Source organism: Actinophytocola sp. NPDC049390 (genome assembly GCF_044466355.1).
In the GTDB taxonomy this organism is placed as follows: Bacteria; Actinomycetota; Actinomycetes; order Mycobacteriales; family Pseudonocardiaceae; genus Actinophytocola.
The window spans coordinates 170,808-186,758 of sequence record NZ_JBITMQ010000013.1; the positions used below are offsets into that span (position 1 = coordinate 170,808).

Consider the following 15,951-nt stretch of genomic DNA (forward strand, 5'->3'; position numbering starts at 1 on the left):
TAGGAAGCGCGTTAGGCAGGGGAAATGGTGATCCCCACCGCGCCGGGGCCGAGGTGTACGCCGATCGTCGAGCTGACCTCGGTGAACGTGATCTCGCGTGCCGCCGGGAGCTGCGCCCGGACGCGCGAGGCGAGCCGTCCGGCGCGGTCCTGCGCTCCGAAGTGCTCGATCGCGATGTCCACGGACTTGCCGTTCGCCTTGCTCACCGCGGCGTCCACCAGCTTGCGCAGCGCCCGCTCGGTGCCGAGCGCCCGCGCCAACGGCGCCACCTGGCCGTTGATCATGGTGAGCAACGGCTTCAGCGACAGGGCGCCGCCGATCAGCGCGCTGGCCGCGCCGATCCGGCCGCCCTTGCGCAGGTACTCGAGGGTGTCCACGTAGATCAGCTCCGCGCTGCCCTCGAGCCGCTTGGCCAGCGCCTCCATCACCCGGCGTGGCCCGCCGCCCGCGCCCGCGACCCGCGCGGCGGCGAGCACGGCGTAACCGAGGCTCATGCCGGTCGTGCCGGAGTCGACGACGTGCACCGGTACCCGGCTCTGCGCGGCGGCCTGCCGGGCGATCTCGTACGTCTCGGACTGCCTGCTCGAGATGTGTACCGACACCACCTCGTCGGCGCCGCGCGCGGCGAGATCGTCGTAGGCCCAGCGGAAGCCGGCCGGGTCAGGGGGCGTCGTGGACACGTCCAAGTTCTCCTCGAGCGCCCTGACCAGCATCTCCTTGGGCACGTTGTGCTCGGCTCGCACGTGTTCCCCGATCCTGATCTGCGTCGGCACGACCGTGATCCCCCACTGCGCCGCCAACGTCGCCGGGATGCTCGAGGTGGAGTCCGTCACAAGTCCCACTCGTCCAGGCATGTGCATATGTTAACTAAGGATGCCCTGTGGGCACTGTCACGCAGACTTGAGGCGGACTCGGTTTGCCACTGAGCTACCGCTCAGTAACATGGCGGCCAGCCGGACAGACACGGGCAGACCTCGTATTGTTTGCCTCGCGCTTGCCGCTCGTATCCCAGGAGGTCGGAGCAGACCCATGCCAAATATCGTCGTGCTGGTCAAACAAGTCCCGGACACCTACTCGGAGCGCAAACTCTCCGACTCCGACTACACGTTGGACCGGGAGTCGGCCGACGCGGTGCTCGACGAGATCAACGAGCGCGCCATCGAGGAGGCGCTCGTGATCAAGGAAGCCCATGGCGGCGAGGTCACCGTCCTCTCCGTCGGCCCCGACCGGGCCACCGAGGCGATCCGCAAGGGTCTGTCGATGGGCGCCGACAAGGCCGTGCACGTGGTCGACGACTCCCTGCACGGGTCCGACCTGCTGCAGACCGCGAAGGTGCTGGCGGCCGCGGTGGGCAAGGTCGAGGACGTCGACCTCGTCATCGCCGGCAACGAGGCCTCCGACGGCCAGGGTGGCGCCGTGCCCGCGGTGCTGGCCGAGCTGCTCGGCTACCCCCAGCTCACGCACGCCCGCAAGGTCGAGATCGACGGCTCCTCGGTGAAGGTGACCCGGGAGACCGACGAGGGCCTGACCCACCTCGAGGCGTCGCTGCCGGCCGTCATCAGCGTCGGCGAGAAGATCAACGAGCCGCGCTACCCGTCCTTCAAGGGCATCATGGCCGCCAAGAAGAAGCCGGTCGAGACGCTGTCCGTCGCCGACCTGGGCGTGGACGAGGTCGGTCTCGCCGCCGCGTGGTCGACGGTCACCGAGGCCGCGCCGAAGCCGCCGCGCGAGGCGGGCCAGCGCGTCGAGGACGAGGGTGACGGCGGCGTGAAGGTCGCCGAGTACCTGGCCGCGCAGAAGTTGATCTGAGGAGGATTACCCAATGGCTGAGGTTCTGGTCCTCGTCGATCACACCGACGGCGAGGTAAAGAAGGTCACGTTCGAGCTGCTCACCGCCGCGCGGGAGATCGGCGAGCCGTCCGCCGTCGTGGTCGGCGCACCGGGCACCGCGTCGAAGCTGACCGAGCAGCTGGGTGCCTACGGTGCGGAGAAGGTGTACGTCGCCGAGTCCGACGACGCCGCCTCCTACCTGGTGACGCCGCAGGTCGACGTGCTCGCGTCGCTGGTCGCGTCGGCCTCCCCGGCCGCCGTGCTGGTGGCCGCGTCCGCCGACGGCAAGGAGATCTCCGGCCGTCTCGCCGCCCGCATCGGCGGCGGCCTGCTGTACGACGTGATCGGCGTCGACGGCGAGCTGACGGCGACGAAGTCGGTCTTCGGTGGCGCGTTCGTCGTGAAGACGAAGGCCACCAAGGGTGTGCCGGTCGTCTCGGTGCGGCCCGGTGGCGTGGAGGCGGTGCCCGCGCAGGGTGCCGCAGCCGAGACCGCCGTCGAGGTCCCCGCGGTGGACGCCGCGAAGGCCGCGAAGATCACCGGCCGCGAGCCGATCGTCGGCGGTGACCGCCCGGAGCTGACCGAGGCGTCGGTCGTCGTGTCCGGCGGCCGCGGCGTCGGCAGCGCGGAGAGCTTCTCCGTGGTCGAGCAGCTGGCGGACGCCCTGGGCGCCGCGGTCGGTGCGTCGCGTGCGGCCGTCGACTCCGGCTACTACCCGGCGCAGTTCCAGGTCGGGCAGACCGGCAAGACCGTGTCGCCGCAGCTCTACATCGCGCTCGGCATCTCCGGCGCGATCCAGCACCGCGCGGGCATGCAGACGTCGAAGACGATCATCGCGGTGAACAAGGACCCGGAGGCGCCGATCTTCGAGATCGCCGACTACGGCGTCGTGGGTGACCTGTTCAAGGTCGCCCCGCAGCTCACCGAGGAGATCCAGAAGCGCAAGTAGCTCGTGGTTGGGCAAGGCCGCCGCGACTGGTTCGCGGCGGCCTTTCCCGTGTCACGGCAGCGCACTGAAGGACCCTTCGTCGCAGCGGCGCAGCGGCGCAGCGGCGCAGCGGCGCAGCGGCGCAGCGGCGCAGCGGGCTTCGGCAGGCAGGTCCGTCGGCCGGGCACAGTCACCGGCCACGAAGCGACGTGTCCAGCCGTCGCACCAACTCGCCCACCCGGCCGCGGCCGGGTGGGGCGGCCGGGTAGCGCCCCAGGACGTCCACCACGACCGGACCGGCCAGACCGCGGGCCTTCCCGACGTACTCGTCGCCGACGGTCTCCTCGTGCGCGTCGAGTTCGAACGCCCGTGCCGCGTGGGCTGCGGCGCCGAGGATGTGCGGGACCTGCGTCGCCTTCGCCAACGGGTGGAGGTAGGCGGCGCTCGCCGCCGCGAGCGCGGACCGCGCCGCCTCGCTCGCCGCGGCCTGCCCGGCGTCCCGGGCCTCCTGGTACGCCCGTTGCGCCGCCCACGCGCGGTCCCGGATCGCCTTCGTCCGCGGCCCGCCGTCCGCGAACGCCCGCGCCGCGTCGATCGCGGCCCGGGGCCGGTCGTCACCGGGGCGGTCCCGTTCGAAGAGAGTCAGCGCGGGCTCGGCGCAGGTCACGGCGTACGCCGCGATCGCACGTAGTTCGTCCGTCCCCAGTTCGATCTCGCTCATGTCCTTAAACCGTAACGTTGAACCGCCGTCTTGAGACTCTCAGGGAGTTCTCAGGAAAGTTCACCCGGCCGCCATGGACGCGTCATCGGAACAGGCACGTGCTGGTTGCCGGGCGGCGCGTACACCAGAGGCATGACGCAGGCACAGCTTCTCGTCAGCACCACCGATGAGGGCGCCACCGCGCCCCGCTACTCGTTGCTCGTGGCAAGAGACGGCGATGAAGTCGTTGCCGCGCAACGGCTTCGCCACCAGGTGTTCGCCGAGGAGATGGGCGCGACGCTCCACACCGAGACCCCCGGCCTGGACGTCGACGCCTTCGACGAGCACTGTGACCACCTCGTGGTCCGCGAGGACGTCACCGGCGAGATCGTCGGCTGCTACCGGATGTTGCCGCCGGAGCGGGCGGGCGAGGCCGGGATGCTCTACTCCGAGACCGAGTTCGACCTCCGCAACCTCGCGCCGCTGAAGCCCGCGCTCGTCGAGACCGGGCGGTCGTGTGTGCACCCCGACCACCGCACGGGCGCGGTCGTCAGCCTCGTGTGGGCGGGCATCGCCCGGTACATGTACCTGTCCGGCCACAACTGGCTCGCCGGGTGCGCGTCCGTGCCGCTGCACGACGGGGGCACGCTCGCCGCCGGGGTGTGGGACACCGTGCGGCGCAAGCACTTCGCGCCCGCCGAGTACCAGGTGCGGCCGCTGCGCCCGTGGGACCCGGGAGGCGTCGAGACCCCGAAGCGCACCGTGATCCCGCCGCTGCTCAAGGGCTACCTGCGCCTCGGCGCGTGGGTGTGCGGGGCGCCCGCGCACGACGCGGACTTCGGTGTCGCCGACCTGTTCGTCCTCCTCGGACTGGACCGGGTGGACCAGCGCTACCTCAGCTACTTCCTCGGTGAGCAACGATGATCCACCCGTGGATGCCCACCTCGCCGTGCGGCACCGGCTGCCTCGGCGGGCAGGACGCGACGGTGCACCGGCTGCTGCGGATCCTGCGCGTGACCGCCGTGGTCGCGGTGGTGTTCCTCAGCCTCGTGAGCCTGCTGTTCCTCCCGTTCGTCGGCGGCCGCGGGCGCAACTGGCTCACCAGGGCCATCTTCCGCGCGGTGTTGCTCGCCATGGGAGTCAGGCTCGTCGTGCACGGGGAGATCCCCGGGCCCGGCCGTGGTGCGCTCGTGGTCAACAACCACACGTCCTGGCTCGACATCGTGGCCGTCAACGCGGTCCGGCCCATGCGCGCGGTGGCCAAGAAGGACATCGCGTCCTGGCCCGTGCTCGGCTGGCTGGTGACCGCCGCCGGTTCGGTCTACGTGGACCGGGAGAACATCCGGACGCTGCCGGGGACCGTGGCCAGGCTCGCCGACAGCCTGCGTGGCGGCTCGATGGTCAACGTCACCCCCGAGGGCACCACGTGGTGCGGGCTCACGCACGGGCGGTTCCGCTCCGCGCTCTTCCAGGCGGCCATCGACGGTGGTGTCCCGGTGCTGCCGATCGCGTTGCGGTTCCGGCAGAACGGCGGCACCACCACGGCGCCCGCGTTCATCGGCGACGAGACGATCATCGACTCGGTGCGGCGCACGGCCGCGCTCAAGGGGCTGGTGCTGGAGGTGCACGTCCTGGCCGAGATCGCGCCCGGCCGTGCCGCCGACCGGCGTGAGCTGGCGACGCTCGCCGAGCGCGCGGTCGACGAGGTGCTCGCGCCCGCCTCGCTGCCCGCTGAAAACCACTGGACCTCCAGCGTGGTGGAGGTTGCACGATGACTCGGTGAGCCTGGACGCGGTCGAGCCGCAACAAGAGGAGAGAGCCCCGTCGGTCTGGTCGTCGCGGTACCGCGCGACCACCGTCGGGATGCTGACGTTGGTCACCATCGCCGCGTTCGAGCACCTCGGCGTCAGCACCGCCATGCCGCGCATGGTGGCCGAGCTGCACGGCGAAGCGCTCTACTCCTGGCCGTTCACCGCGTTCCTCGCCGCCAGCGTCATGGCCACCGTCCTCTCCGGACGCTTCTGCGACCGCTTCGGCCCCGGGCTCGCGCTCCTCGCCGGCCCGGGGCTGTTCCTCGCCGGGCTCATCGCGTCCGGGGTCGCCACGGGGATGCCGGTGCTGCTCGCCGGGCGGGTGCTGCAGGGGCTGGGCCTCGGCACGCAGACCGTCGCGATCTACGTGCTCGTCGCGCTCGTCTTCCCGCACCGCAGCCGCCCGGCCGTGTTCGGGTTGCTCGCCGCCGCGTGGGTCGTGCCGTCGCTCGTCGGGCCCACCGCCGCCGGGCTGATCACCGAGCACGTGGGGTGGCGCTGGGTGTTCCTCGGCATCGCGCCGTTCGCGCTGCTCGGCGTGCTGCTGCTGGCACCGGTCATCCGCACGCTGCCCGAGGTCGACCGGGACGCGCCCGAGTCGACCGCCCGGCGCGGGGTCGCGCTCGCCGCCGTCGCCACCGCGTTCGGCATCTCCGCGCTCACCTGGGCCGCGCAGCACCCGTCGTTCGCCACGCTGTGGCTCGGGCTCGCCGGGTTGGCCGCACTCGTGCCCGCCATGCGGGTGCTGCTGCCGCGCGGCACGTTCACCGCCCGGCCGGGTCTGCCCGCGACCGTGCTGGTCAGGGGCGTGTTCGCGGGTGCGTTCTTCGGCGTGGAGGCGTTCGTGCCGCTCACGCTGACCTCCGTGCACGGCTTCTCGCCCGCCATGTCCGGGTTGCCGCTGACCGTCGGCGCCTGCGGGTGGGCGGCCGCGTCGCACTGGCAGGGCCGCAACCCCGACCTCGACCGGCCCACGCTCATCCGGGCCGGGCTGCTCGCGCTGTCCGCCGCCCTGGCCGCGATGGCGCTGGTCGGCGCCGACTGGGGGCTCGCGTGGCTCGTGCTGCCGTTGTGGCTGGTCGCGGGTGCCGCCATGGGGCTTGCGTACCCATCGATCAGCGTGCTCGGGCTGGACTACGCGGCACCGCGCGACCGCGGGTTCGTGTCCTCGGCGCTGCAGGTCAACGACATGACGTTCGCGGCCATCAGCGTGGGGCTGGGCGGGGTGATGCTCGCCACGTTCGCGTCCACGGCGGCGCCGTCGGCGGCGATCGTGCCGCTGAACCTGCTGCTCGCGGGCTTGGCGCTGCTCGGCGCGCTCGTCTTCCGCCCCATACGACAAGCCTGATGACCGAATTTCACTGGACGCGGACTACCCTTGTCGTTTGATGACCTATCTCGACCACGCGGCCACCACGCCGATGCTGCCGGAGGCGGCAGCGGCGATGACCGCACTCCTGAGCGACGCGCGTGCCGTCCGCGGCAACGCGTCGTCGTTGCACACCTCCGGACGCCGGGCCAGGCGGCTCGTCGAGGAGGCCCGCGAGGACATCGCGGCCGCGCTGGGCGCCAGACCGTCCGAGGTGATCTTCACGGCCGGTGGCACCGAGAGCGACAACCTCGCCGTCAAGGGGATCTTCCGGTCCCGGTGCGCCGCCGACCCGGCACGCAGGCGCGTGCTGGTGTCGTCGGTCGAGCACCACGCGGTCCTGGACGCGGCGGAGTACCTGGTCGAGCACGAGGGCGCCGAGCTGACGCTGCTGGAGGTCGACGCGTTCGGCCGCGTGCACGACGACACACTGCGGGCCGCGATCGCGGAGGACCCGGCGAGCGTCGCGCTCGTCAGCGTCATGTGGGCCAACAACGAGGTCGGCACGGTCAACCCGGTCAAGGAGCTCGCGAAGACCTGCGCCGAGCAGGGCATCCCGTTCCACACCGACGCCGTGCAGGCCGTAGGCGCCATCCCGGTCGACTTCGGCGCCTCGATGGCGTCCGCGCTCACCCTCACCGGGCACAAGCTGGGCGGCCCGTTCGGCGCCGGTGTGCTGCTGCTGGGCCGGGACGTGCAGTGCACACCCGTGCAGCACGGCGGGGGACAGGAGCGCGAGGTCCGCTCCGGCACGCTGGACGTGCCCGCGATCGTCGCGCTGGCCGCCGCCGTCCGGCACGCCGTCGACCACCGGCCCGCCGAGGCGGTGCGGCTCGCCGCGCTGCGTGACGAGCTGGTCGCGGTGGTGCGGGAGGTCGTGCCGGACGTGATCCTCAACGGCGACCCCGGTCAGTCCGACGTGGATGACGCCCCGTCCCGGCTGCCCGGCAACGCCCACTTCACGTTCCCCGGCTGCGCGGGCGACAGCCTGCTCATGCTGCTGGACGCGCGCGGCATCGAGTGCTCGACCGGCTCGGCGTGCACGGCCGGTGTCGCGCAGCCCAGCCACGTCCTGCTGGCCATGGACGTCGAGCCCGACCAGGCCCGCAGCTCGCTGCGGTTCTCGCTCGGGCACACGTCGACGCGCGCGGACGTGACCGCCCTGGCCGAGGCGCTCGGCCCCGTCGTCGAACGCGCGCGCAGCGCCGGTCTGGTGAACATGCGCCGCGCCGCTACCCGTGTGGAGATTTCGTGAGAGTTCTTGCCGCCATGTCCGGTGGCGTCGACTCCGCCGTGGCCGCGGCCCGGGCGGTCGACGCCGGGCACGACGTCACCGGCGTGCACCTCGCACTGTCCGCCAAGCCCGGCACGCTGCGCACCGGCGCCCGCGGGTGCTGCACGGTCGAGGACGCACACGACGCGCGCCGCGTCGCCGACATCCTCGGCATCCCGTTCTACGTGTGGGACTTCGCGGAGCGGTTCACCGAGGACGTGGTCGAGGACTTCGTCGCCGAGTACGCCGCGGGCCGCACCCCCAACCCGTGCCTGAAGTGCAACGAGCGGATCAAGTTCGCCGCGCTGCTGGACAAGGCGATCGCGCTCGGCTTCGACGCGGTCGCCACCGGCCACTACGCCCGGCTGTCGCTTGTGGACGGTCAGCCGGAGCTGCGGCGCAGCGCCGACGACGGCAAGGACCAGTCGTACGTGCTGGCGTCGCTGCGCCCGGACCAGCTGCGGCACGCGATGTTCCCGCTGGGCGGCTCGGTGAAGTCGGCCGTGCGGGCCGAGGCCGCCGAGCGCGGGCTGATGGTCGCCGAGAAGCCCGACAGCCACGACATCTGCTTCATCCCGGACGGCGACACCCGCGCGTTCCTCACCAAGCACCTCGGCGAGCGGCCGGGCGCGCTGGTCGACGACGAGACCGGTGCGGTGCTCGGTGCGCACGCGGGCGTGCACGGGTTCACCGTCGGGCAGCGGCACGGCCTCGGCCTGCGCGTCCCGGCGCCCGACGGCCGCCCCCGGTACGTGCTGTCGCTCGAACCGGTGAGCGGCAACGTCCGGGTGGGCGCCGCCGAGAAGCTCGGGGTGCGGGAGATCGTCGGCACCGCACCGACCTGGCCGTCCGGCACCGGCATCGCCGCGGGCACGCGCTGTGTCGCGCAGGTCAGGGCGCACGGCGGCACCGCGGCCGGTGAGGCATCCATTGTGGACGGTCAGCTGGTCGTGCGGCTCGACGAGGAACTGCGGGGCGTGGCGCCAGGACAGGCCGTTGTGCTCTACCGCGAGGACTCCGGCGGTGATGTGGTGCTTGCCAGCGCAACCATCGCGGCGACCAGGTGACCTGATCGGGGAACCGAGTCGACCCATTCGGCGGATATCCGTTACGCCGAGGGGCGGACCGTCGACGTATGGGGTGCGTGACATCCCGTACGTCGAGAGGTTGACCCATGACCAGCGCGTTCCCGAACGGCGACCGTCCACGTGGCGAGACGTCCCGGCGGAACCCTCTGATCCCCGACGCGATCGCCATCCCGCCCGAGGCCCTCGCGCGGCACCGCGCCCGTGTCCTCGACCCGGCCACCGCCGTGCGCCCGAACAGCGGGGAGCGGCCCTACTCCACGGTCTACCGCGCGGACACGATGCTCGTGCCGGCGGGCGACGTCCAGGGGCTCCTGCCGAACCCGGACGAGTCGAACGACGTCAACCGCCACCTCGCCGAGATCGGGCTTGAGCTGCGGCCCTCCCGCGAGGAGGGCTGGCAGGGCAATGTCGGCAGGCTGCCAGCCGACCTCGGCGTGCCCGTGCCGCTCGTGCGCAAGGACACCTCGAGCGCCGACCGCGCCCCGGACCCGTGGGCCGCGCTGGTGTGGCTGCGTGACCGGCTCACCGACCGGGTGAAGAGCTACTCGCTCGACCACCTCGTCATGTCGGCGTCGGTGGCGGTCGAGGGCGCGCCGGTGAGCAACGGCGGCGCCGTGGGTGGCGTGCCGGTGTCCAACGGGGGCAGCGTCGGCGGCGCCATCGCGCTCTACACGGGCAGCCGCAACCCGGTCGCCATGCTGATGCCGCAGCCGGTCCGGCCGGACGCGAAGGCGCTCGTGGGTGGCCGCCGTCCGGTCGTCGCGGTGCTCGACACCGGCATCGGCCCGCACCCGTGGTGGGGCGACCTGGAGAACCCGGGCACCGACCCGATCGTCGAGGTGTCGCAGGACTTCCAGGACCTGCTCGCCCAGCAGGAGGTCAACGACCCGAACATGGCGGAGCCGTACCCGCTCGACACCCCGTGGGAGGAGCGGAACCTGGTCCAGCCGCTGCTCGGGCTGCTCGACTCGCACGCGGGACACGGCACGTTCGTCGCCGGGCTGGTGCACCAGCTGTGCCCGGCCGCGAAGATCCTTTCGCTGCGGGTGCTGCACAGCGACGGCTACTCCACCGAGGGCGCGCTGCTGCTCGCGCTCAACCACCTGGCCGAGCGCGTCGAGTCCGGCGACCCGGCGCTGATGGTCGACGTCGTGTCGCTGTCGCTGGGCTTCTACCCGGAGACCACCCAGCCCGCGCAGGTGGCGCAGGTTCTGAACGCCATCGACCGGCTCACCGCCAAGGGCGTGCTGGTCGTGGCCGCCGCCGGCAACGACGCCACGACCAGGCCGTTCCTGCCCGCCGCGTTCGGCAGGGGCACCGGGGACGCGGCGTCCGGGCTCGAACTGCTCAGCGCGATCGGTGCCCGCAACGCACCCGGCCTCACCACGGCCGCGTTCAGCAACTGGGGCGAGTGGATCAGCCGCTGGGCCCCCGGCAACGCGCTGGTCAGCACCGTGCCCGTGTGGGAGGGCGCGGCGGGCGCCGGCCTGACCTATCCCGACCCGCTCGGTCTCGGCCCGTGGCTGCGCACCGCGCCCGACCCCGACGACCTGCGGTCCGGCTTCGCGGTGTGGGCGGGCACGTCGTTCGCGACACCGGTGGTCGCCGGTCTGCTGGCGGGCGCGCTGGCGACCGACGAGCAGTCCGCGTCCGCGACGGACGGGCCGAGCCGTGCCCAGCGCGCGCTCATCGCGACGGACGCGGAACTGGTCCGTCGTCACTGGCAGTGACGTGCGGCGGACGACGCGTCGCAACGGCCCCGCGCGGTGGCCGCGGGTCCTAGTGTTGCCCTATGGCGAGTTCCCAGCCTGACGACCGGCGGGCTCGTCGCCCCGACCTGCTCGCCAAGGTTGTCGCCCTGCACCAGCGTGCCCGCGAGGCGGGGTGGGCGTACCGGTTCGACCGGGCGGTCGCCCTGCTGCGGGACGCGCTGCGGCTGCTCGACACCGTCGGGCCCGACGCGCCCCGGGCGGCGGTGCTGCGTGTCCGCGTGCTCGTGAGCCTCGGGTACGCGCAGGCGGAGTCCGGGTCGCACGCCGGGGGACTGGCCCGGCTCGACGAGGCCGCGGCGCACCTCGCCGCGCTGCCCGCCGGCCCGGAGCGCGCCGGACTGGACGGCCTGGTGCTGTGCAACCGCGGGCTGCTCATGCACCGGGCGGGCAAGATCGTCGAGGGCGTCGACCTGTTCGACGCGGCGATCACCCGCTTGGCCGGCGACCCGGTCATGCTCGCCAGCACGTACCTCAACCGCGGGCACGCCTACATCGACCTCGCGCACGCGACCCAGGCGGCACGGGACTTCGAGCGGTGCATCGAGGTCTGCGACGAACACGGCATCGACTGGCTCGCGGCCAAGGCACGGCACAACCTCGGCTATGTCGCGTACATGACCGGCGACCTGCCGACTGCGTTGCGGCACTTCGCGGAGGCCGAGCGCAGCTACCGGGACAGCACGCCCGGCCTGCTGCCCGCGTTGCGGCTGGACCAGGCACGGGCGCTGCTGTCCGCCGGGCTCGCCGCCGACGCCGCGACACACCTCGACGACGTGATCCCGCGGCTGCGTGCCCAGCGCGCCGGGCAGGACCTCGCGGAGGCGGAGGTGACCGCCGCCGCGGCCGCACTGCTCGACGGGCGGGTCCGGGACGCACGCCGCCTCGCCGGGTCCGCGGAGCGGCGCTTCACCCGGCGCGGCAACGAGCGGTGGGCCGCGGTCGCCGCGCTCGCCGCGCTGCGGGTCGACACGGCGGCCGCCCTCGCCAGTGGCCGGGTACCGGCCCGGCTGCCGGTGCGTGCGGTGAAGCTGGCGGACACCCTGCGGACGCTCATGCTGGAGGACGAGACCGGCCTCGCGCTGATGCTCGCGGTCCGGCTCGAACTGCGCCGCGGCGACCCGGCCGCCGCCGACCTGCTGCTGGACCAGCTGCCGCGCCGGCGCCCGACCACGCCGCTCGACCACCGGATGCTGCTGCGGCTGTGCCGTGCCGAACTGGCGGTGGCCCGTGGCGACCGGCGGCGTGCCCTCGCGGAGGCCCGCACCGGGTTGCGGGAGCTGGGGCGGGCGCGGGACCGGATGGGTGGGCTTGAGCTGGTGTGCGGCACCGCTGTCCACGGCCAGCAGCTGGGCGAGCTGGCGGTGCGGCTGGTGCTGGCCGGGTCACGCCGCAACGCCCGGCAGCTGTTCGGGTGGCTGGAGCGCACGCGTGCGCAGGTGTACCGGTACGAGCCGCTGCCCGCCATCGACGACCCGGTCCTGGCCGAGCGGGTGTCGGAGGTGCGGTCGCTGCGCCGGACGGCCCAGCTCGCGAGGTTGGCGGGCCGGTCACCACGGCGCGAGGAGAAGCAGATCGTCGCGCTGGAGCGGGACGTGGTCCGCCACGGCTGGTACGCGACGCCGTGGGGGCGGCCGCGGCCCGTCGCGTCGCGCGCCGCCGTGCGCTCGGCCCTCGGGGACCGGGCGCTGGTCAGCTTCGCGGTGTCCGGGGACGAGCTGGTGGCGGTGGTCGTCGCGGGCGGCCGGACCCGGCTGGCCCGCCTCGGGTCCGCGGCGGAGGCGTTCGAATGGGCGACGCGGCTGCACGCCGACCTCGACACCTACGCGCCGGACGGGTTGCCACCCCAGCTGGGCGCGGTCGTCGAGGCGTCCGCCAGGCGCGACGCCGATCTCGTCGACACGCGGTTGGTGGCGCCGCTGTCCCGGTACATCGGGGACCGGGAGCTGGTGATCGTGCCGACGGGCGCGTTGTACGCGGTGCCGTGGGGAAGCCTGCCGTCGCTGCGGGGACGGCCGGTGGTGGTGGCGCCGTCGGCGACGGCGTGGCTGACGGCGGTGTCGGCTCCGGTGCCGTCCGGGCGGGTCGTGCTGGCTCGTGGGCCGGGGCTGCGGGACGCGGTGGCGGAGCAGGGGCGCCTGACGTCGACGTACCCGGACGCGGTGCTGTCCGCGGGCACGGTCGCCGACGTGCTGTCCGCTTTGGACGGTGCGGCCGTCGCCCATCTCGCGGCGCACGGGGAGCATGAGCCTGCCAACGCGATGTTCTCGCGGTTGGAGCTGGCCGACGGGCCGTTGTTCGCGCACGAGCTGGCTCGGTTGTCGCGACCGCCCGGGCATGTGGTGCTGGCGGCCTGCGAGTTGGCGTTGCACCACATCCGGCCCGGGGACGAGGCGTTGGGGTTCGCCGGGGGGTTGCTGGCGAGCGGGGTGCGGACGGTGGTGGCCGCGACGAGCCGGGTCGGTGACGCTTCCGCTGCCGCGATGATGGTGTCGTATCACGAGTTGGTCGCGGCCGGGGTCGCGCCCGCCGCCGCGCTCGCCTCGGTGGTCGCGGAGGATCCGTTGCGTCGGCCGTTCGTCTGCCTCGGGGCCAGCTGACGCTGCGCCGGGTTGTCTATGTCGCGAGGGTGCCATTCGGGACGTTCAACGTCCCCAAGGTGCCCTTCGGGACATCGGACGAAGTTTCATCGGCATCTTTGCTGATCCCGGCGTGAGCGCCCGTTTCCTCCTACTATGCTCGCGGCCATGACCGAGCTGTTGCTGGTGCTGATCCTGCTCGCCGTCGTGGCTGTCGGGGTGGTGCTCTACCTGCGCTCCCGGCAGAACCGGCCGTCGGTGGACGAGCGGCCGGGCAAGCCGGTCGACCCGCTCGCCGATCACCAGGGGGTCACCGACATTCGCACGGTTCGTGCGGGCGACATGATCGACTACGGCGACCAGTTGTACTTCGTGCGCGGGTCGTTGCGGCTCACCGAGGGTGGGTACTCCTGGGCGGAGCACTTCCTCGACGACGCGCGCGGGTCCCGCGTGTGGGTGTCCGTCGAGGAGGATCCGGACCTGGAAGTGGTGCTGTGGCGGGAGACCGACCTGGTCACCGAGCCCGGCGGCAAGACCATGGAGGTCGGTGGCGTCACCTACCGCAAGGAGGAGGACGGCACCGCGACCTACACGTCGGAGGGCACCACGACCGTCGCGGAGCGTGGTTCCGTCGAGTACGTCGACTACGAGGGGCCGGAGGGCAAGGCGTTGTCCTTCGAGCGTTTCGACGGCGGCAAGTGGGAGGCCGGGCTCGGCGAGTCCGTCGCGCTGCCCGCACTGCGTGTCTACCCGGCCGGTAGTGATCGCACGTGAGGAAAGCCATCCACACCCGGTTCGCCGACTCGCGGGCCGCGGACCTCAGCCTTGCCTACGGGCTTCGACCGTTACCGGCCCTGGGCACCCACTCGGTGACGCTGGGTGGGGTGACCGTCGAACTGCGCGTGCTCGGTGCGTCGCACCAAGTAGTGCTCGGTGACTGGTCCGAAACCGTTGCGTGCCTTCCGGACCGGCCCGGTGCGCTGCCCGCGCGCCAGGAGCAGGTCATCGGTGACCACCGGGTCACGTTCGAGGCCCGTGTGGACCGTCCGGCCGACTTCGGTGCCGAGGTCTCGCGGGTGATCGCGGCCTGCGAGGCGGACTCGGACGCGCTCGTCGCCGAGTTTCCCGGGTCGCCGCTCGCGGTGACCGCGTTGTCCGCGTCCACGTGCGACGGTGGCGTCGCCTGGGAGACCTGGCACGCCTACCCGCAGGCGGGCGAGCTGGTCCACACGAAGAGCGTGGTGAGCCTCCGATGACTTTCCGTACCAAGATGATCGTCGCCTGCGCGATCGGTGGTGTCGGCCTGATCGTGCTGTTGTTCGCGATCTTCGGCGGCGGCGGCATCCGGTCCTATCTGGACGACAACTTCCGCCGCCAGTCCGCCAGCGGCGACTCGATCGTCTACACGTCGACGGCCAAGCCCAAGGCGGTCTACGACCAGATCCGCGCGGCCCGCCCGCCCGCGGACACGCGGCTCGACCCGTCCGGCTACTTCCTGCGCTACTCCGACGACATCGTCGCGGTCACCGCGAGCGGCACGGGTTCCCGGATCTACGTCGACGACGAGCGCCGCGGCTACGCGCACTGGCTGCCGTACGTCGGCGGGGTGTGGGGCAGCGGCGGCCCCGGCGACAACTTCCGCGGCGGCGGACCGGGAGGCGGCAAGTGAGGGCGCTGGTCGCGGTCGGGCTGTCGGCACTGCTGGTGCTGGCGGCCCCGGCCACCGCGTCCGCGGACGTGATCTTCGACCCGGCCGACGCCGACGACCTGGCCGCCACCCTCGCGGAGGCGACCAGGGCCCAGGGCGTGTGTTACGGCTGGGACGTGCAGGTCAACGACCAGGTGTCGGGCGACAGCGAGAGCGTCGGCTCCGACCGCGGCGCGGGCATCGCGGTGGACGAGTCGTCGTGCTCGGAGTACGTGGTCCTCAACGTGTACATCACGTGGACCAGTGAGTCGTCGGAGTCGGAGGACTCGGCGTCCTACGACGTGGTCAGCTCACCCGGCGGCCCGAGCCGGTCCGACCTGGAGGAACTCGGCCTGAACATGGACGGCCTCACCGGTGACGACGTGGACGTCGCCATCGGCCTCGCGGTGGCCGCGCTGCCGCTGCTGGCCGCCGACACGGGCATGGCCGACGGGATCGAGGCTGCCCCGCAGAGCGGCGACGCCCCCGCGGACGCGTCACTGACCGACGACCCGAGTTCGGACTGGTGGCGCAACAACGGCGGCACCCTGCTGTGGGGGCTCGGGCTGCTGCTCGCGGGCGGGCTGTTCGCGTGGTGGGTGTTCCGGTCGCGGCCGCGCAGAGCGAAGTCGTACCGTGTTCCGGACACGGTGCCGGACGACCTCGTCGTCCCGGCGACCTACGAACCGCCGACCGGGCCGATCGCGGTGCGGCCGGAACCGCCGACCGAGCCGGTGCCGGTCCAGGAACCGGAAGCCGCTCCGGCGAAGGAGAAGGATCCGGAAACGGCCGAGAAGCTCGACGAGCCACCGGAACTGGACCCGCCCGTCGAACCCGAGGCCCCAGAACCCCCGGCCGCGCCGAAACCGTCCGCGGACGTCGCGTCACCTGACCAGAAGGATAAGGAGTAAACCCCG

At 72.7% G+C, this 15,951-nt stretch carries 15 protein-coding genes; 13 read left to right on the plus strand and 2 right to left on the minus strand.

Annotated features, from left to right (window positions below; translation table 11 throughout):
* Positions 1–11 precede the first annotated feature (11 nt).
* Positions 12–854 carry a DegV family protein gene (locus ACIBVP_RS32310; protein ID WP_396110189.1) on the minus strand — a complete coding sequence of 281 codons (843 nt, stop codon included), beginning with the start codon at positions 852–854 and terminating at the stop codon, positions 12–14.
* Positions 855–1,029: 175 nt separating this feature from the next.
* Between ACIBVP_RS32310 and ACIBVP_RS32315 the strand changes: the two genes are divergently transcribed.
* Both ACIBVP_RS32315 and ACIBVP_RS32320 read left to right on the plus strand, forming a co-directional pair.
* Entirely contained in the window at positions 1,030–1,809 is a 780-nt protein-coding gene (locus tag ACIBVP_RS32315; protein ID WP_396110190.1) for an electron transfer flavoprotein subunit beta/FixA family protein, read from the plus strand.
* Between the two features lie 13 nt (positions 1,810–1,822).
* Positions 1,823–2,779 (plus strand): electron transfer flavoprotein subunit alpha/FixB family protein, encoded by a 957-nt coding sequence (locus tag ACIBVP_RS32320; RefSeq protein WP_396110191.1) that lies wholly within the window; start codon positions 1,823–1,825, stop codon positions 2,777–2,779.
* Positions 2,780–2,948: 169 nt separating this feature from the next.
* On the opposite strand, the gene ACIBVP_RS32325 is transcribed toward ACIBVP_RS32320, so the two are convergent.
* Positions 2,949–3,479 carry a putative immunity protein gene (locus ACIBVP_RS32325; protein ID WP_396110192.1) on the minus strand — a complete coding sequence of 177 codons (531 nt, stop codon included), beginning with the start codon at positions 3,477–3,479 and terminating at the stop codon, positions 2,949–2,951.
* A 132-nt stretch (positions 3,480–3,611) separates the two neighbouring features.
* On the opposite strand from ACIBVP_RS32325, the gene ACIBVP_RS32330 reads away from it, so the two are divergent.
* The 11 genes from ACIBVP_RS32330 (at position 3,612) to ACIBVP_RS32380 (ending at position 15,945) form a co-directional block, all read left to right on the plus strand.
* On the plus strand, positions 3,612–4,382 hold the full coding sequence (locus ACIBVP_RS32330) for a GNAT family N-acetyltransferase (protein WP_396110193.1): 771 nt from the start codon (positions 3,612–3,614) through the stop codon (positions 4,380–4,382).
* Positions 4,379–5,233 carry a lysophospholipid acyltransferase family protein gene (locus tag ACIBVP_RS32335; RefSeq protein WP_396110194.1) on the plus strand — a complete coding sequence of 285 codons (855 nt, stop codon included), beginning with the start codon at positions 4,379–4,381 and terminating at the stop codon, positions 5,231–5,233. Before ACIBVP_RS32330 ends, ACIBVP_RS32335 begins: the two co-directional genes overlap by 4 nt.
* Positions 5,234–5,321: 88 nt before the next feature.
* Entirely contained in the window at positions 5,322–6,617 is a 1,296-nt protein-coding gene (locus tag ACIBVP_RS32340; RefSeq protein WP_396110384.1) for an MFS transporter, read from the plus strand.
* Positions 6,618–6,657: 40 nt separating this feature from the next.
* Positions 6,658–7,893 carry a cysteine desulfurase family protein gene (locus ACIBVP_RS32345; protein WP_396110195.1) on the plus strand — a complete coding sequence of 412 codons (1,236 nt, stop codon included), beginning with the start codon at positions 6,658–6,660 and terminating at the stop codon, positions 7,891–7,893.
* The gene (mnmA, locus tag ACIBVP_RS32350) at positions 7,890–8,978 is read left to right on the plus strand and encodes a tRNA 2-thiouridine(34) synthase MnmA (protein ID WP_396110196.1); all 1,089 of its coding nucleotides are present in this window, start codon (positions 7,890–7,892) and stop codon (positions 8,976–8,978) included. Before ACIBVP_RS32345 ends, mnmA begins: the two co-directional genes overlap by 4 nt.
* A 107-nt stretch (positions 8,979–9,085) precedes the next feature.
* Positions 9,086–10,729 carry a S8 family serine peptidase gene (locus tag ACIBVP_RS32355; protein ID WP_396110197.1) on the plus strand — a complete coding sequence of 548 codons (1,644 nt, stop codon included), beginning with the start codon at positions 9,086–9,088 and terminating at the stop codon, positions 10,727–10,729.
* Between the two features lie 62 nt (positions 10,730–10,791).
* A complete protein-coding gene (locus ACIBVP_RS32360) occupies positions 10,792–13,368 on the plus strand; it encodes a CHAT domain-containing protein (protein WP_396110198.1) in 2,577 nt (858 codons plus the stop codon).
* 147 nt (positions 13,369–13,515) lie between these two features.
* Complete coding sequence (locus ACIBVP_RS32365) at positions 13,516–14,121, plus strand: DUF4178 domain-containing protein (protein ID WP_396110199.1); 606 nt, start codon at positions 13,516–13,518, stop codon at positions 14,119–14,121.
* Positions 14,118–14,603, plus strand: a complete 486-nt coding sequence (locus ACIBVP_RS32370) for a DUF2617 family protein (RefSeq protein WP_396110200.1) — start codon at positions 14,118–14,120, stop codon at positions 14,601–14,603. Before ACIBVP_RS32365 ends, ACIBVP_RS32370 begins: the two co-directional genes overlap by 4 nt.
* Entirely contained in the window at positions 14,600–15,016 is a 417-nt protein-coding gene (locus ACIBVP_RS32375; RefSeq protein WP_396110201.1) for a DUF4247 domain-containing protein, read from the plus strand. Before ACIBVP_RS32370 ends, ACIBVP_RS32375 begins: the two co-directional genes overlap by 4 nt.
* Positions 15,013–15,945 carry a hypothetical protein gene (locus tag ACIBVP_RS32380; protein WP_396110202.1) on the plus strand — a complete coding sequence of 311 codons (933 nt, stop codon included), beginning with the start codon at positions 15,013–15,015 and terminating at the stop codon, positions 15,943–15,945. The genes ACIBVP_RS32375 and ACIBVP_RS32380 overlap by 4 nt, the downstream gene beginning before the upstream one ends.
* Positions 15,946–15,951 lie beyond the last annotated feature (6 nt).

What these genes read in the sequence shown, in the direction of transcription:
- ACIBVP_RS32325 (WP_396110192.1), bottom strand. Translation starts at nt 3,479, where the DNA reads ATGAGCGAGATCGAACTGGGGACGGACGAACTACGTGCGATCGCGGCG.
- ACIBVP_RS32320 (WP_396110191.1), top strand. Translation starts at nt 1,823, where the DNA reads ATGGCTGAGGTTCTGGTCCTCGTCGATCACACCGACGGCGAGGTAAAG.
- ACIBVP_RS32330 (WP_396110193.1), top strand. Translation starts at nt 3,612, where the DNA reads ATGACGCAGGCACAGCTTCTCGTCAGCACCACCGATGAGGGCGCCACC.
- ACIBVP_RS32375 (WP_396110201.1), top strand. Translation starts at nt 14,600, where the DNA reads ATGACTTTCCGTACCAAGATGATCGTCGCCTGCGCGATCGGTGGTGTC.
- ACIBVP_RS32315 (WP_396110190.1), top strand. Translation starts at nt 1,030, where the DNA reads ATGCCAAATATCGTCGTGCTGGTCAAACAAGTCCCGGACACCTACTCG.
- ACIBVP_RS32365 (WP_396110199.1), top strand. Translation starts at nt 13,516, where the DNA reads ATGACCGAGCTGTTGCTGGTGCTGATCCTGCTCGCCGTCGTGGCTGTC.
- ACIBVP_RS32345 (WP_396110195.1), top strand. Translation starts at nt 6,658, where the DNA reads ATGACCTATCTCGACCACGCGGCCACCACGCCGATGCTGCCGGAGGCG.
- ACIBVP_RS32310 (WP_396110189.1), bottom strand. Translation starts at nt 854, where the DNA reads ATGCCTGGACGAGTGGGACTTGTGACGGACTCCACCTCGAGCATCCCG.
- ACIBVP_RS32340 (WP_396110384.1), top strand. Translation starts at nt 5,322, where the DNA reads ATGCTGACGTTGGTCACCATCGCCGCGTTCGAGCACCTCGGCGTCAGC.
- ACIBVP_RS32335 (WP_396110194.1), top strand. Translation starts at nt 4,379, where the DNA reads ATGATCCACCCGTGGATGCCCACCTCGCCGTGCGGCACCGGCTGCCTC.
- ACIBVP_RS32355 (WP_396110197.1), top strand. Translation starts at nt 9,086, where the DNA reads ATGACCAGCGCGTTCCCGAACGGCGACCGTCCACGTGGCGAGACGTCC.
- ACIBVP_RS32360 (WP_396110198.1), top strand. Translation starts at nt 10,792, where the DNA reads ATGGCGAGTTCCCAGCCTGACGACCGGCGGGCTCGTCGCCCCGACCTG.